Source organism: Bacillus sp. SH7-1 (assembly GCF_008042405.1).
Classification (GTDB): Bacteria; Bacillota; Bacilli; order Bacillales; family Bacillaceae_G; genus Bacillus_A; species Bacillus_A thuringiensis_N.
This window is the reverse complement of the sequence record NZ_QNUD01000005.1, coordinates 397,323-411,915: the sequence shown is the minus strand read 5'-3', so window position 1 is coordinate 411,915 and position 14,593 is coordinate 397,323. Positions and strand designations below refer to the sequence as shown.

Genomic DNA, 14,593 nt, shown 5'->3' with positions numbered 1-14,593 from the left:
CTCACTTACTATAAAAAATTATAATAAGAAAACGTTCACATATTTTATTATAATCAAGAAGAAAAAGACTCGTCAATTTTTATTTGTCTATACAAGCCCATTTATAACCATTGTTCCTTTTTCTGTAATAATTTTTTCGACATTTTTATCAAATGGCTCTACTGGAATATGTTTTACCATTTGAAAATCATAAGCTAATGATAGCGTTTTCCCTTTATAATGCACGAGATAACGATCATAATAGCCACCGCCATATCCAATTCGCTCTCCTCGCTCTGTATAAACTACGCCTGGTACGATTTGAAGATCAATTTCATCCGCATTCACTTCTTCCGTAAGCGCTGGAATCGGCTCACGTAAATTCATATACACTGTTTCTAATTGATCAAAATTACTAATTTGTCGGAAAGACATCGTTCGCGTTCCTTTGTTACACTTTGGAACAACAACTTTCTTTCCTTCTTCCCAAGCTTTTTCGATGATAGGATATGTATTCACTTCATTTTCCATTGAAAGAGTAATTCCAATTATTTTAGCCTCAGCCCACTCTTTTTGGGCATACAACGAAAATGCAATTTGCTCTGATAAAGTTGCATACTGTTCTTCTGATAAAGAATTCATGTGTTCTATTATTTGTTTACGCAAACGTATTTTCTCTTCTTTCACACATCTTTCCCCCTTACAGTGACACTTTACTCTATGATGATAGTGTATCACTTTTAACAAAGGAATCGAATAAAAAAAGAAACAGTAGGAAAATATTCCTACTGCTTACTTTGTTTCACGGTGTAACGTAGACTTCTTGTCACGCTTGCAATACTTTTTAAGCTCGATACGCTCAGCGTTGTTACGTTTGTTTTTCTTTGAGATATAGTTACGATCTCCGCATTCTGTACATGCTAGAGTAATATTCACACGCATTCTTATTTCCCTCCAGTACTAATAACTTAAATCAGACTATACTATAATACCACTTTTAAAATAAAAATTCTACACCTTTTGATATTGTCTAATTTTTTCTATAAGATTTTTCATGTTTTCCCTTGCTATTACTGGGTTTCTAGCATGCGAATACACTAAAAATTTCGGTTGTTTTGTGTCAGAAACGATATAAGACCACTCTTTTTCGGTATATTTGAACTGTACTCCTTCAAATATACCTTCTTCTTTTCTTTCCATATCAGCTAATAATTTCCTCATTACTTTCCCTTTTTCATTCCATGAACATACAACTTCATCACACAGTAAATAAAGTGGAGGCGATTGCTCTACTATGCTGAGAAATGTTTTTCCCTGCAATGCTATTAGCTCAAATAATTTTCCTATTCGATATAAAATATCTCTCTTCCATCTCGATTGAAACGACTTCTTTTCATCCTGCGTATAAAATAGAAGGTAACATTCTCCTAATTTCAAAGACATTGGGTAAATACTTCCTGCCGATTCAAGTAATAGATCTGGAATATCTACCTCTTCAAAATCTGTACCTTGGTAAATATTACTATGATTATCATATAACTCGAAATAATTTCCTTGCTCCGAAAACATAAGTGCCATATTTGCTTTACTTGATTTCATCAAGGCTTTCACATGATCCTTTTGCTCGCCCGCATAAATCCACGTAACTGTGCATCCGAGCCTTTGCAAAAAGAGCATAAGTAAATGTTGTAACATATCATTTCTTTTATTAATAAGAAGATGAAACTTCTGTTTTTGTATTTTTTCAATATCAATGCGTTCTAATACAGCCTCTATATAATCATGTAAAGAAACGTGGACTAGCTTATTCCGTCCCATTTGCTTCTCACAAGCGTAATAAAACGACTCAGACATATATACTTGTTCTATCGCTTTTTGCTGCTTATACGTTAATTGTACCCCATCCTTACCATACAACTTTATAACAACCTCTTTTTCATTTTCCACTTGAATGAAAACCCCACCTGCACATTGCAAGTCCTGGATACTATACTGAAAAAGCGACTCGTTCATTTCTTTGCATTCCATCGTATGAATCCCAATACCATGAATCGCATGAAGAAAGAGATTTTTATAAGAAGTCGTTTCTACATGTTCTTGACTCCCGATTAATATACTTTCTCCTTTAGCAAAAAGGGATCCGTACGCCATCGCAACCTTTACAATAAATTGAGGAGTAATCTCAACATTACCTCTTCCTACAATGCGACTTTTTTGCAACCATCCTGCACTCTTTTCACTTTCTTGAACACCAGCCGATCCTACTATCGAATAGCTGTCAATTGCCTTATATGGCCATAGTTTCCCCTTTTGCTTAATTACCGTACTTTTCCCTATATGGCAATGATCCGCTACAATGCTTTTTTGAAACAGTGTAACGTCATCTTCAACTATTGTATGCTCTCCTATTGTCGTTTCCAATAGCTCGCAATACTTCCCAATGTGCGCATTTGCAAAAACAATACTTTTTTGAAGATGAGAATAACTTGAAACAATACTATTTTTCCCGATAATAGAGTACGGTTCAATTATAGCTCCTGCACCAATTTTTGCTCCTTCTCCAATAAAAGAAGGGCCGTGAATTTTCGTTCCTTTTCCAATCGTGACGCCTTCTCCCATCCATACCATCGGCAATACTTCTGTGTAAGGAATAGGTACTTGCAATTTTTTCGTTAACAAATCAAATTGTGCTTGACGATATTGATCAAATGTACCGATATCTAACCAATAACCTTCTGACAAATATGCAAATAATGCGTTCTTATTTGCTAATAACGGAAACACATCTTGACTGAAATCAAAAAATTTCCGGGGCGGTATGTAAGAAAAAATTTCTGGCTCCATAATGTATATACCTGTATTCACAATATTAGAGACCACTTCATTCCAGCTCGGTTTTTCTATATATCGTGTAACCTCTTGTTCTTTGTTCATTACAACTAAACCGAATGAGAGTGGGTTTTCTACTTCTTTTACAAACATAGTTACCATTCTTTTCTTTTGTTCATGAAACGTAATTCCTTCTGATAATTGAAAATCAGTTAACGCATCTCCACTTATGACAACAAACGTTTCATCTAAAAATTTTTCCGCTTGTTTAATACTCCCTGCAGTTCCAAGCGGAGGAGAGTCTTCAAAGTAGTACAAGTTAACGCCCCATTTGCTACCGTCACCAAAATATTGCTTAATGGCTGTACTCATATATTGAACAGTAATTGCAATGTCACGAATACCATGCTGACGTAATAATTCAATATTGTATTCCAAAACTGGCTTTTCTAATAATGGCAACATCGGCTTTGGAGTATTACATGTTAATGGTCTAAGGCGTCGTCCTTTTCCTCCAGCTAAAATAACCCCCTTCATATACTTCAGCCTCCACTTATATAATGTTCAGTAACTTCATATACGATATGTATATTATCTACCCCGCATTAACTAGCAGTATAAAATAAAACTTTAATCAGTGTGGGGTTTGTTCCTCTCGCACTGATTATGAGCCCTGACCACTCGTGCTTTGACAGGCGGTAAAACTCCCTATATACATGTACCTTTTAAACGCCTAAAGAAAGCGCTTACTATTAACTTAGTAAAATATTACTTACTAAGCGAACAACATATATGTCCTATTTTTTCCATTATATTATGATACATCTTATCATCATAAACTAAAGGAAACAACGAGCTTTTTTTGTCATGTTTTGACAAAAAAAAGCAGGTGATGTTTCACCTGCTTTTTTCTTTATTCATTTAATAAGTAATGCTTTCCTTTTACTAAATAAAAAACATTTTCAGCAATATTTGTAATATGGTCTGCTACACGCTCAATATACCTCGCTACAAAGGATAATTGTGTAATTTGTGTAATTGCCTCTGGTTGTTCTGGAACTGAAGATATAAATTCACGAATTGCTTTCCCGTATATTTCATCAACAGAATCATCCATTTCGGCAATTTGTTTCGCAAAAGTTAAATTTTCTTGCTCATATGCTTCTAACGCTAACTGTAACATCTTATTTGCAATTGTAAACATCTCATCAAGATTGTGCAGACTAACAGCCACTTCTTTTTCCCCTAGGCGAATTGTTGATTTCGCAATATTAACAGCATGATCTGCAATACGCTCTAAATCTGTCGCTGTTTTAATTGAAATGAAAATCCTTCTTAAATCACTTGCTACAGGTTGCTGCTTCGTAATAAGCATAAGCGCAAGGTCATTTATTTCCTCTTCTAAAGTATCCATACGATAATCACCATCTATTACCTCTAATGCTTTCTCTACATCCTTTTTATGAAGACCTTCCATAGCAAGCAATAAAGCTTCTCTCGCTAGTTCGCCAAGCTCAATCACCTTTTGCTGTAATGTTTTTAAATCACATTGAAACTGTTCTCTTACCATTGTTTCTTCCCCCTCAATATTATGTGCCATTATATATATAAATCTCCTATCTAGCCTACATGTAATAATCCTTAAGATAGGAGAAGTATTACTTCTCTATCGAAATGAGGTAAAATAAGAAATGCCCTCCGTTAAGAGGGCATTGGCTCTTAGCCTTGCTAGTGATATCAACCAAATCGGCCTGTAATATAATCTTCTGTACGCTTATCTGAAGGTGTCGTAAATAATTTGTTTGTATCTGTATACTCCACAACTTCCCCACTTAAGAAGAAGGCGGTTTTGTCTGAAATACGTGCTGCTTGTTGCATATTATGCGTTACGATAACAATACTAAAATCTTTCTTTAACTCTTGAATTAATTCTTCTACTTTTAATGTTGAAATTGGATCTAGTGCTGATGTTGGCTCATCCATTAAAATAACGTCTGGTTCAATCGCTAAACAACGTGCAATACATAGACGTTGTTGCTGTCCACCGGATAAACCGTATGCATTATCATGCAAACGATCTTTTAACTCATCCCAAATCGCTGCTCCACGTAAACTTTTTTCAACAATTTCATCCAACGTTTTCTTGTCACGAACACCATGGATTTTCGGGCCATATGCTACATTTTCATAAATAGATTTCGGAAATGGATTTGGCTTTTGGAACACCATTCCTACATGTGTTCTTAATTCTTCAACTGGATACGCTTTATCAAATATATTGCGCTCTCTATATTCAATTACACCTGTAGTTCGTACGATCGGTACTAGCTCTACCATACGATTTAATGTTTTTAAGTACGTTGATTTACCACAACCACTTGGCCCGATAATTGCTGTAACTTCATTCTCATGAATGCTTAAGTTAATATCTTTTAGAGCATGGTCTTCTCCGTACCATAAATTTAAGTTTTTCGTATCAAATACTACTTTCTTTGGCGCAGTCTCGATTTTCTCCTCGTTTTTCACCTGTACATTTACTACTGTTGCTACCATTTGAATTCCCCTTTCATCCATTTCCAACTTATTTTCGATTTCGTAACCATAGGACAAATATATTGATAAAGAGCAACAAACCTAACAAAACAATCATCCCAGCAGCTGCTACATACTGAAATTCTTCTTGCGGTCTACTCATCCAATTAAAAATTTGAATTGGTAAAACTGTAAATCTATCAAACATACTAAATGGAACATAATTTGCAAATGCAAGTGCCCCGATAACTAATAACGGTGCCGCTTCTCCAATCGCCCTCGATATCGCTAACGTACAACCCGTTATAATTCCTGGGAAAGCATATGGCAATACAATTTGATACATCGTTTGCCACTTCGTAGCACCTAATCCGTAAGAAGCTTCTAATAATGAACTTGGTACAGATCGTATCGCTTCTTGACTCGCTACAACAACTGTCGGTAAGACGAGTAAACTCATCGTCAGTGCAGCCGCAATGATACTCTCACCTAAATGAAGAGCATATACAAAAATAGTTAAGCCAAGTAATCCAAATACAACGGAAGGTACACCTGCTAACGTTTGATTATTAATTTCTATTACCTTTTTAAATATAGATTCCTTCGCATATTGCTCTAAATAAAGAGCAGTTCCGACTCCAAATATAAAGGAGACTGGTATAACAATACTCATAAATAATATTGTTCCTGACAAAGCTGCAGCAATCCCAGCTTCTTTCGGATTACGCGAAGCGAAGTTTGTAAAGAAATCTAACGAAAGGTAACTTATACCTTTTTCAAAAATTTGAAAAAGCAAAATAAGTAGTATTACTATTGAAAACAAAATTGCTATATAAAATAACAATTTGTAAACTCGATCTTTTAAAAAACGTGATGCCATATTTTCTTGTATTTTTTTATGATTCAACATTCGCATATTATGTCAGCCTCCTAAAGCGGCGCATAATAGACTGCGAAATGATGTTCATTATAAAAGTAAAAAAGAATAACGTTGCACCTACAGCATACATGCTGTAATAAGTAATTGTTCCATGTGGAGCATCACCTAAACTCACTTGCACAATATAGGCTGTTAACGTTTGAATAGAGTGTGTCGGATCGAGCGATACATTCGGTGTGGATCCCGCTGCAATTACAACTATCATTGTTTCACCGATTGCCCTGGAAGCGGCTAATATAATCGCTGACATAATCCCTGTAAAAACCGAAGGAAACACGACTTGTTTTACCATCTCAAACCGAGTTGCTCCAAGTGCTAACGAAGCTTCTTTCGTTCCTTTCGCTACAGCTCTCATTGCGTCTTCAGACAGAGATGCAATTGTAGGTATCATCATAAACCCAATAACAATACCTGGACTAATCGCATTAAAAAACTGTAAATCTGGTATAATCCGTTGTAAAAGCGGTGTGACAACTGTTAATGCAAAAAAACCATATACAATTGTCGGGATACCTGCTAATAGTTCTAACATCGGTTTTAATACTTTCCTTGCACTGTTTGAAGCATATTCACTTAAAAATACAGCACACGCTAAACCGATAGGAATTGCTACGAGCATGGCGATTGCGGTTACAAGGACCGTTCCACATATAAGTGGTAATATACCGAATTTAGGATCTTCAAAAAAAGGTAACCATTCTTTCTCCGTCAAAAAGGAGTGTAATGGTATTTTTTGAAAAAACATCATTGTTTCATTTGCTAACGTAAAAATAATTCCAAGTGTCGTCACAATAGATACGCTAGCAATTATTTTTAGTAATAACGGAACTATTCGATTGATTCGCTGCGTTTTTTTTCTTTGTTTTGTATTTCTTTCAATCAAATGTTGTACAGAAAATGTAATTTGACTTTTGTCATTATAAGCCAAAGATGAAAACCCCTTTCCACCCTGACATTACCTTTTTATTTCTGTTAACATCCGCAGCTGTTCATTGTATTTTTCTTTTGGTAATTTTACATATCCTACCTCTTCGGCGAGATTACCAACATGCCGAATCATAAACTCAATATAATTTGCTACATTCATTTTATTTCGGATAGATGCATCATTCACATAAGCAAATAGCGACCTAGATAATGGCTTATACTTACCTGATTGAATGGTATCTTTCGTCGGAAGTACACCATTCACTTTGATTGCTCTCACCTTATCTCGATTGGCCATATAATAAGCATATCCTACAAAAGCAATGGCATTTTTATCATTCATTACCCCTTGCATAATAACTTGATCATCTTCAGACAAAGAGACTTTTTTTACAATGCGACTATTTTGTAAGATGACATTTTGAAAATAATCATACGTACCAGAGTCTACACCTGGCGCATAAAACTTCACCTGTTCACGTGGCCATGATGAATGAATTTGTGACCATCGCTTTTCGCTTTCATCTTCACTCCACAATAGACGTAACTCGTCTACCGTCATATTGTCTACCCAATTATTTTGGCGGTTCACAACGATCGTAAGACCATCGTAAGCTACTTCGAACGGTGTAAACTGAATGGAGTTTTTCTTCATTTCATTTTCTTCCACTTGTTTCATTACTCTCGAAGCATTATTTATATCCACTTCTCCTTTACTGAAACGATTAAATCCTCCTCCTGTTCCAGAAACACTGATGGAAATTTTCACGTTCGGATGCACCTTTGTATATTCCTCCGCTACTGCTTCTATAATAGGAAAAACTGTTGAGGATCCATCAACTCTCACTTCTCCCATTTCATTCACAGCAAATGCAGTAGCCGTGCCAACATAAAGGAAACTTGTCGACAGCATGAAAACTTTAATCGATGCACTTATCCATTTCACGTGTTCTTCCTCCTAGAAGTAACCGGAAATAACAGGATTACAGATATAAGAATACTGCTAAACTATTAATTCGGTTTTAATTGTTTGTAAAAGTTTTGTAAAGTTCCACAAGAATCAACATTAAGTAAAATTTTAATCCGTAGCCACTGTGCATCTTCATTGATGATTGGTCTATAAAACAATTATCCTCTAGAGGATATGCATACGTATCATTTGTGAAGCCTCTTAATTTTTCGATATTATTATATGCTTGTCCACTTTATTAAAACGTATGCATGAACCATAAAAAAAAGCACACTAACTTTTCAGTTAGTGTGCTTTTTTTACAATCTTTTTATTCATCATCTTGATCTACATTTTTATTTTTCTTTTTATTGTCTTTTTCATCTGTTGAAGCTTCACCATTTTCTTGCTTTTTCAAATCAAAGTACGCGTCCATAATGTCACGACTAATATAACCGTTAATACCTGATTTATCATCTACCCAAGGTACAACAACAGAAAATGCTACTTCAGGATCTTCAAGTGGCGCATAACCTACTAAAGTTAAGTTATATGTCTCTTTACGCTCACCGTTTGCCTTTCTACCAATCTCTTGATCTCCGCCATACACAGTTTGAGCTGTACCTGTTTTACCAGCAGCTTTATATGGTGCACCTGTAAAGTATTTCGCAGCTGTACCACCAGATTCGTTAAATACTTGTCTAAATCCTTCCTGAACACGTTTAATTTGTGATTCAGGCATATCAATACGGTTTAGTACTTTCGGTTCCATTGAATGAACAACTTTTCCAACTTCGTCTTGTTTCACTGAAGGTTGACGAATTTCTTTCACAACTTGCGGCTGCATACGGTAACCACCATTTGCAATTGTTGAAACATATTGTGCTAATTGAAGCGGTGTATACGTATCATACTGTCCAATTGATAAATCTAATAGGAAACCTGGCTGATTTCCTCTACCTGTTTGGCCGGCTGATTCATTCGGTAAATCAATACCTGTTTTCACACCAAGTCCAAACTGTCCGAAATAATAACGCATCGTATCAAATGCTTTTTGTGGTATATCTAACGTACCACCTCTCACATATTGAACACCTGCGATATTCATCGCTGTTTTAAACATATATACGTTAGAAGACATTTTTAATGCTGTCAGATCATTAATATATCCCATCGTCTTCCAAGAAGATTTCTTCGGTGTTCCTTTCAATACGATTGGTTCATCGAGTTGAGAGGAACCCGGTTTAATCGCGCCTGTTTGATACCCCGTAAGTACTGTCGCACCTTTTACAGTCGATCCCATCGGATATGAACTTGTCATCGTTCCTAATGCGAAATCTTGTACTTTCGTTTCGCCATTTTCATTCACTAACTGTTTCCCAGCCATAGATAAAACTTCACCATTTTTCGGATTCATCATTACAACGAATGCACGATCTAAAAGAGGTTGTCCGCCTTTATATCTCAATAAATTTTTCGTGATAATTTCTTCTACACGCTTTTGTAATTCCATATCGATTGTTAAGCTCAAGTCATTACCACTTTGCCCTTTTGATACATTAATCGTTTCTAAAATATTACCGTTTTTATCTGTAATATTTTTCACTTCTGCTTTCGTACCGTGCAGGCTATCTTCATATTGCTGCTCAAGATAACTTTTCCCTACGCGGTCATTTCGATTATAATCACGGACAAGATAGTAATCTAAACGCTCTTTCGGTAAGCCTTCATCAGAAGTTGTTACACCACCAAGTACACTTCGGAACAAATCACCATCATATGCATATTTTCGTTCCCAATCGACACTTGTATCTACTCCTGGCAATTCCGCTAACTTTTCACTAATAATCGCATATTCTTTATCTGTTGCATCCTTCTTAATGACTTGTGGTGTCATTGCATATCCGCCGTCCATTTTGCTTTTAATCGCTAATATTTCTAAATCTTTTGCGGATAATTGATTCACTTCTTCTTCTGTCACGCGATTTCGTTGACGCTCATCTAATTCTTTATCGTCAATTTTCTTATCTTTCAACTCTTGACGATCTTTATTCGTAATTTTTTCTTTGGCTTCCTCTTTATGAATAGCAAGCCAATAATCTTTTTTATCGCGATCAGTTAATTTATCTGTCGGTACTTCAATCAAATCTGCTAGCTTCTTCGCTGTTTCTAAACGAGCCTCTGCAGTTGATCCTTTCATTTTTGTAAATGTAATCGTACGAACAGCTGCATTATCTACTACAGCTCGCCCATAACGGTCAAATATTTTCCCACGTGGTACAGGATTACTTATCGTCGAGTTCTCTTTCCTCTCCACTTCATTCTTATATTCCTCACCGCGAACAATTTGTACATATCCAAGCCTTACAATAACCGCGGAGAACATTAAAAACACGCAGAAAAACAGCACGTTTAACCGAAAAGGAACGTGAGTCTTTTTCTTTTGTTGTTTCTGCTTCTTGCTCATACAAACCCCCTCTACCAACAGCTATGTAATGTGAAAGGGACACCCTCGTACAGGTGTCCTCACTGCTGTCTTACATCTTTTTCTATTCTAGCATAAAACAAACCAGAAGTTAACCTTCTGGTTCAGTTTGGTTCTGCGTGGTTCCTTGCGCTACAACACTTGTTTTCCCCGCATTTCCCTCATCATATTTGACATTTTTAACTGCAAAATAAATAAGAAAATGTCCAGCACCTAAAATACATAGTAAAAAAGGTAAACTCTTTTCAGGCGGAAAGAATAATACAGCACATAAAAAACTTAATACTGAACAAATTCTTCCAGCATTTAACCATAATTCTCGGACAACTACATACTCTACACGCCACTCTCTCGCATTTTTCGCTCTACCAATTACATCATATGTCATCGATCCATACGGAACGAGTAAAATAGGGTATGCAATCGCAATGCATGCTGCATAAATAAGTAATTTTGTGTATGTAACATTAAATATAACTAAAAATACAACCGCATATAAAATAATGCCTCCAAGTAAAATTGCTTTTTTTCGCCACTCTTTCTTTAACATACGAGCGACTAAGTAGTAACATACAAATGATACAGCAGAATTCACTAAGCTATATTTTCCTAATGCGAGCTCACTATCGGTTGCTAAGTACACGTATACTGAAATAACAAAAATAAATGTTCCCTCTCTCAATCCTTGGAAAAAATGAGCACGTGTAATTCTTCCCCAATTTTTATCAATTCGTCGCTCTTTCAAAACTTGCGTGATCTCATAGCTACCTTCACATTCTCTCTTAGATAAAAAAAAGCTTAAAACAACAGCAATTGCAAATAGCACTAATGAAAGAAAGAATATGACCGTATAGCCACTCCATTTTTCCATACGCGAAATTGTGTATCCAGCTGCTATCGGTCCAATCATGCCAGAGAAGGATGTAAGAAGTCCAAGAAACCCGTTAAAGAAATCTCTTGTTTCTGGTTCTGTAATCTCAAATGTTAATAAGTTAAACGCGAGCCAGTAAAAACCATATCCGACTCCTAAAAGAGCCCCCATTAATAAAATATAGTGAGAAGCACTTTTTCCGGCTACTAAAACAACGATAAAAAAAATCGCTAACGTTCCTACGCCTATTCTTAACAAGATTGAGCGATCAATACGCTTCGCTAATTTCCCACCTATAAGAAATGTGAGAGGCTGTAATACAACGCTGGCCAAATTATACAAGCCAAGATTCACATAATTTTGTGTTTGTTTCCATAAATAAATGTTAACAAACGTATTCGATAAAGAAATTGCGAGCGTGTATAAACCTCCAATAAGGAGCAATAACACTAAATCCCGATTCACTTCAACGTCACCAATTATATGTTTCCACTTCATACACAACTCTCCTTTACTTCATGTTCTAGTCTTCCAAAGACAAGCTCAATTATGTAAAAGGAAAGCATAGAAAAAAGCTAGGAGCACTCTCCTAGCTTTTTTTATCGTTATTACAATTATTTTGCTTCTTGGTAAAGTTTTTCAGCAGCGTTCCAATCTACAACGTTCCAGAATGCACCGATGTAGTCTGGACGACGGTTTTGGTAATTTAAGTAGTAAGCATGTTCCCAAACATCTAAACCGATAACTGGAGTTTTACCTTCAGTTAGAGGAGAATCTTGGTTTGGCGTGCTTGTTACTTCTAACTCACCATTATTTACTACTAACCAAGCCCAACCAGAACCGAAGCGAGTTGCGCCAGCTTTTGCGAATTCTTCTTTGAATGCATCGAAGCTACCGAATTTCGCTTCAATTGCAGTTGCAAGTTCACCTACTGGTTGTCCGCCGCCGTTTGGAGATAAGATTGTCCAGAAGAATGTGTGGTTAGCATGTCCGCCACCATTGTTACGTACTGCTGTACGGATTGCTTCTGGTACTTCGTTTAAGTTTGCAACTAATTCTTCTACGCTTTTGTCAGCTAATTCTGCATGACCTTCTAAAGCAGCGTTTAAGTTTGTGATATACGTGTTATGGTGTTTAGTATGATGGATGTTCATTGTTTCTTTGTCAAAGTGAGGCTCTAAAGCATCATACGCATAAGGTAAATTTGGTAATTCGTGTTTTGCCATTGTTATATTCCTCCCAGTTTATGTATTGCCACTTAAGTGACATACAACTTCATTCTACCCTAATTGCCATAGGGTGCAAACAAATAAATCACATTGTCTTGCTATCATTAAAGTAGCAAAATTCCCACTTCTTTTCAATTAAAATGCTCATATATTTCATAAAAAAAGCTCCCTTCTACAAGGAAGCTTCCTGCTGACATAATAAACATGTGAAATGGATATGGACCCTGTAGGACTCGAACCTACGACCGGACGGTTATGAGCCGTCTGCTCTAACCAGCTGAGCTAAGGGTCCACAATTATGTATGTAACAATACTTCAAATAAAGGAATTCCTATCGGATATATCCTTTAAGAAATGTAAGATAAATTTACCATATAGAAAAGAAAAGTGTCAATTGTATTTTTCTCATTTAAAAGAAGAAAATTAATAAAAGAAATTTAGTTATCTCCACTATATGTAAATATAATATATCTTGAGATTCCCTAGATTCCTACGTTACAATGATTTTATACATACATAAAGGAAGTGAATCTATGTCCATATTTACCCAATTAGCCAAAAGCGTATATTCGCCTAAAGATATGGCGCTATTCCGTTTTCAAAAAATCGGAAAAACCATTTTGTATATTATGCTACTTTGTCTAATCACTACTATTCCAAGAACATTCTTTTACGGTAGCTTTATCCAAGATAGTGTTACCATGGTAAATCAAGCAATTGAAAAAGATTTACCTGATTTTAAAATCGAAAATGGTGAACTAAAAGCTGATATTGAACAACCTATTCAAAAAGAAGAGGGAGATGCTCTTTTCGTATTTGATCCAAATACAACAGATATCGAAAAATATCAAAATAAAACTGGTTTATTTATTTTGAAAGATAAAGTAGTTTCTATAGGAAATGGTCAAACCCAAACATACTCCTATAATGATTTATTAGGGACATCTCTTGAGAAAAAAGATTTGCAAGATTTCATTTCTGTATTCGATAGTATTTATCCAATTTTACTAGCCGTTATCGGCGTGTTAGTATACCTATTCCAATTGTTTATTACTTTCTTAGGAATTACTTTACTTGCGTTTATAGGTTCTGCTATGAGTGGTCAACGTAAATTATCTTATAAGCAAGTATGGACGTTAACTGCTTACAGCTACACAATTCCAACAATCTTCTTTATGATTATGGATTTATTCAAAATCGTTGTACCTGGTTCAACATTCATTTATATCGCAGTTGTTTTAATTGTTCTATACTTAACGATTAAAGAAGTTCCAAAACCGAAAGAAAAATAAGACCGAAAAAAATGCCTAAATAGGCATTTTTTTTTTGGACAAGCATATATTCCTAGCAAAGGAGTGAAGAATATGAAGAGATTAGGTATATTCTTATTCGTGCTTGTTCTTGGTTATATATTTTATTACGATATAAAAATCGGCACTTTACCGATGTTAAGTTCATATAAAAAAACAAATGCGGCCCAAACGATAAAACAAGAAAGTACAAATACAAAACAAAATAAAGAGAACAAAGCAGAAAAAGAAACAAATGCAACTTATAAAACAATTGAAGTCAAAACAGGTGAGACAGTTCTTTCTATCACTGAACAAATTAACAAGAAAAAAATCCCTTCTATTGAAAAGGTAATTGATGACTTTAAAGAACTAAACAAAAGTACATCTGCTACAAAAATACAAATTGGAAAGTCTTATAAATTCCCTTTATATCAATAAGCAATCACTTAATCCTTGTCAATTACATAAAGGCGCTGATACAATAGTAAAAGTGAAACCGAGCACTTCGGTTTCTGTAGCCCTGTATCACGTATACTATCATTGATATAAGGGACTAAATA

13 protein-coding genes and 1 tRNA gene are annotated in these 14,593 nt (G+C 35.5%); 2 read left to right on the top strand and 12 right to left on the bottom strand.

What is annotated here, in order from left to right; translation table 11 throughout:
- Nucleotides 1–87: 87 nt before the first annotated feature.
- From DN390_RS05465 to DN390_RS05410, 12 genes are all read right to left on the bottom strand, one after another.
- A complete protein-coding gene (locus DN390_RS05465) occupies nucleotides 88–666 on the bottom strand; it encodes a 5-formyltetrahydrofolate cyclo-ligase (RefSeq protein WP_098264634.1) in 579 nt (192 codons plus the stop codon).
- Nucleotides 667–771: 105 nt separating this feature from the next.
- On the bottom strand, nucleotides 772–921 hold the full coding sequence (gene rpmG / locus DN390_RS05460; protein WP_001265616.1) for a 50S ribosomal protein L33: 150 nt from the start codon (nucleotides 919–921) through the stop codon (nucleotides 772–774).
- A 69-nt stretch (nucleotides 922–990) separates the two neighbouring features.
- A complete protein-coding gene (locus DN390_RS05455; RefSeq protein ID WP_147806759.1) occupies nucleotides 991–3,345 on the bottom strand; it encodes a sugar phosphate nucleotidyltransferase in 2,355 nt (784 codons plus the stop codon).
- A gap of 376 nt (nucleotides 3,346–3,721) precedes the next feature.
- Entirely contained in the window at nucleotides 3,722–4,378 is a 657-nt protein-coding gene (phoU, locus tag DN390_RS05450) for a phosphate signaling complex protein PhoU (RefSeq protein WP_060633183.1), read from the bottom strand.
- 167 nt (nucleotides 4,379–4,545) lie between these two features.
- Complete coding sequence (gene pstB / locus DN390_RS05445; protein ID WP_060632283.1) at nucleotides 4,546–5,361, bottom strand: phosphate ABC transporter ATP-binding protein; 816 nt, start codon at nucleotides 5,359–5,361, stop codon at nucleotides 4,546–4,548.
- A gap of 28 nt (nucleotides 5,362–5,389) precedes the next feature.
- Entirely contained in the window at nucleotides 5,390–6,256 is an 867-nt protein-coding gene (gene pstA / locus DN390_RS05440) for a phosphate ABC transporter permease PstA (protein WP_060632284.1), read from the bottom strand.
- Between the two features lies 1 nt (nucleotide 6,257).
- The gene (gene pstC / locus DN390_RS05435) at nucleotides 6,258–7,208 is read right to left on the bottom strand and encodes a phosphate ABC transporter permease subunit PstC (RefSeq protein ID WP_147806758.1); all 951 of its coding nucleotides are present in this window, start codon (nucleotides 7,206–7,208) and stop codon (nucleotides 6,258–6,260) included.
- Nucleotides 7,209–7,235: 27 nt separating this feature from the next.
- Nucleotides 7,236–8,153: a phosphate ABC transporter substrate-binding protein PhoX gene (gene phoX / locus DN390_RS05430; RefSeq protein ID WP_060632286.1), complete on the bottom strand. Its 918-nt coding sequence runs from the start codon at nucleotides 8,151–8,153 to the stop codon at nucleotides 7,236–7,238.
- Nucleotides 8,154–8,487: 334 nt separating this feature from the next.
- The gene (locus tag DN390_RS05425; RefSeq protein ID WP_060632287.1) at nucleotides 8,488–10,623 is read right to left on the bottom strand and encodes a peptidoglycan D,D-transpeptidase FtsI family protein; all 2,136 of its coding nucleotides are present in this window, start codon (nucleotides 10,621–10,623) and stop codon (nucleotides 8,488–8,490) included.
- Nucleotides 10,624–10,732: 109 nt separating this feature from the next.
- A complete protein-coding gene (locus tag DN390_RS05420) occupies nucleotides 10,733–12,010 on the bottom strand; it encodes an MFS transporter (RefSeq protein WP_060632288.1) in 1,278 nt (425 codons plus the stop codon).
- A gap of 116 nt (nucleotides 12,011–12,126) precedes the next feature.
- Complete coding sequence (gene sodA, locus DN390_RS05415; RefSeq protein WP_002173480.1) at nucleotides 12,127–12,738, bottom strand: superoxide dismutase [Mn]; 612 nt, start codon at nucleotides 12,736–12,738, stop codon at nucleotides 12,127–12,129.
- A 221-nt stretch (nucleotides 12,739–12,959) separates the two neighbouring features.
- Nucleotides 12,960–13,033 (bottom strand) — tRNA-Ile (locus DN390_RS05410).
- 241 nt (nucleotides 13,034–13,274) lie between these two features.
- On the opposite strand from DN390_RS05410, the gene DN390_RS05405 reads away from it, so the two are divergent.
- A complete protein-coding gene (locus DN390_RS05405) occupies nucleotides 13,275–14,033 on the top strand; it encodes a DUF1189 domain-containing protein (RefSeq protein WP_016086261.1) in 759 nt (252 codons plus the stop codon).
- A gap of 72 nt (nucleotides 14,034–14,105) precedes the next feature.
- Nucleotides 14,106–14,471: a hypothetical protein gene (locus DN390_RS05400; protein ID WP_147806757.1), complete on the top strand. Its 366-nt coding sequence runs from the start codon at nucleotides 14,106–14,108 to the stop codon at nucleotides 14,469–14,471.
- Nucleotides 14,472–14,593 lie beyond the last annotated feature (122 nt).

Bases quoted from the DNA above. Each gene is read 5' to 3' on its own strand.
- rpmG (WP_001265616.1), bottom strand. From the start codon at position 921: ATGCGTGTGAATATTACTCTAGCATGTACAGAATGCGGAGATCGTAAC.
- DN390_RS05455 (WP_147806759.1), bottom strand. From the start codon at position 3,345: ATGAAGGGGGTTATTTTAGCTGGAGGAAAAGGACGACGCCTTAGACCA.
- phoU (WP_060633183.1), bottom strand. From the start codon at position 4,378: ATGGTAAGAGAACAGTTTCAATGTGATTTAAAAACATTACAGCAAAAG.
- pstB (WP_060632283.1), bottom strand. From the start codon at position 5,361: ATGGTAGCAACAGTAGTAAATGTACAGGTGAAAAACGAGGAGAAAATC.
- pstA (WP_060632284.1), bottom strand. From the start codon at position 6,256: ATGCGAATGTTGAATCATAAAAAAATACAAGAAAATATGGCATCACGT.
- DN390_RS05425 (WP_060632287.1), bottom strand. From the start codon at position 10,623: ATGAGCAAGAAGCAGAAACAACAAAAGAAAAAGACTCACGTTCCTTTT.
- DN390_RS05420 (WP_060632288.1), bottom strand. From the start codon at position 12,010: ATGAAGTGGAAACATATAATTGGTGACGTTGAAGTGAATCGGGATTTA.
- sodA (WP_002173480.1), bottom strand. From the start codon at position 12,738: ATGGCAAAACACGAATTACCAAATTTACCTTATGCGTATGATGCTTTA.
- DN390_RS05405 (WP_016086261.1), top strand. From the start codon at position 13,275: ATGTCCATATTTACCCAATTAGCCAAAAGCGTATATTCGCCTAAAGAT.
- DN390_RS05400 (WP_147806757.1), top strand. From the start codon at position 14,106: ATGAAGAGATTAGGTATATTCTTATTCGTGCTTGTTCTTGGTTATATA.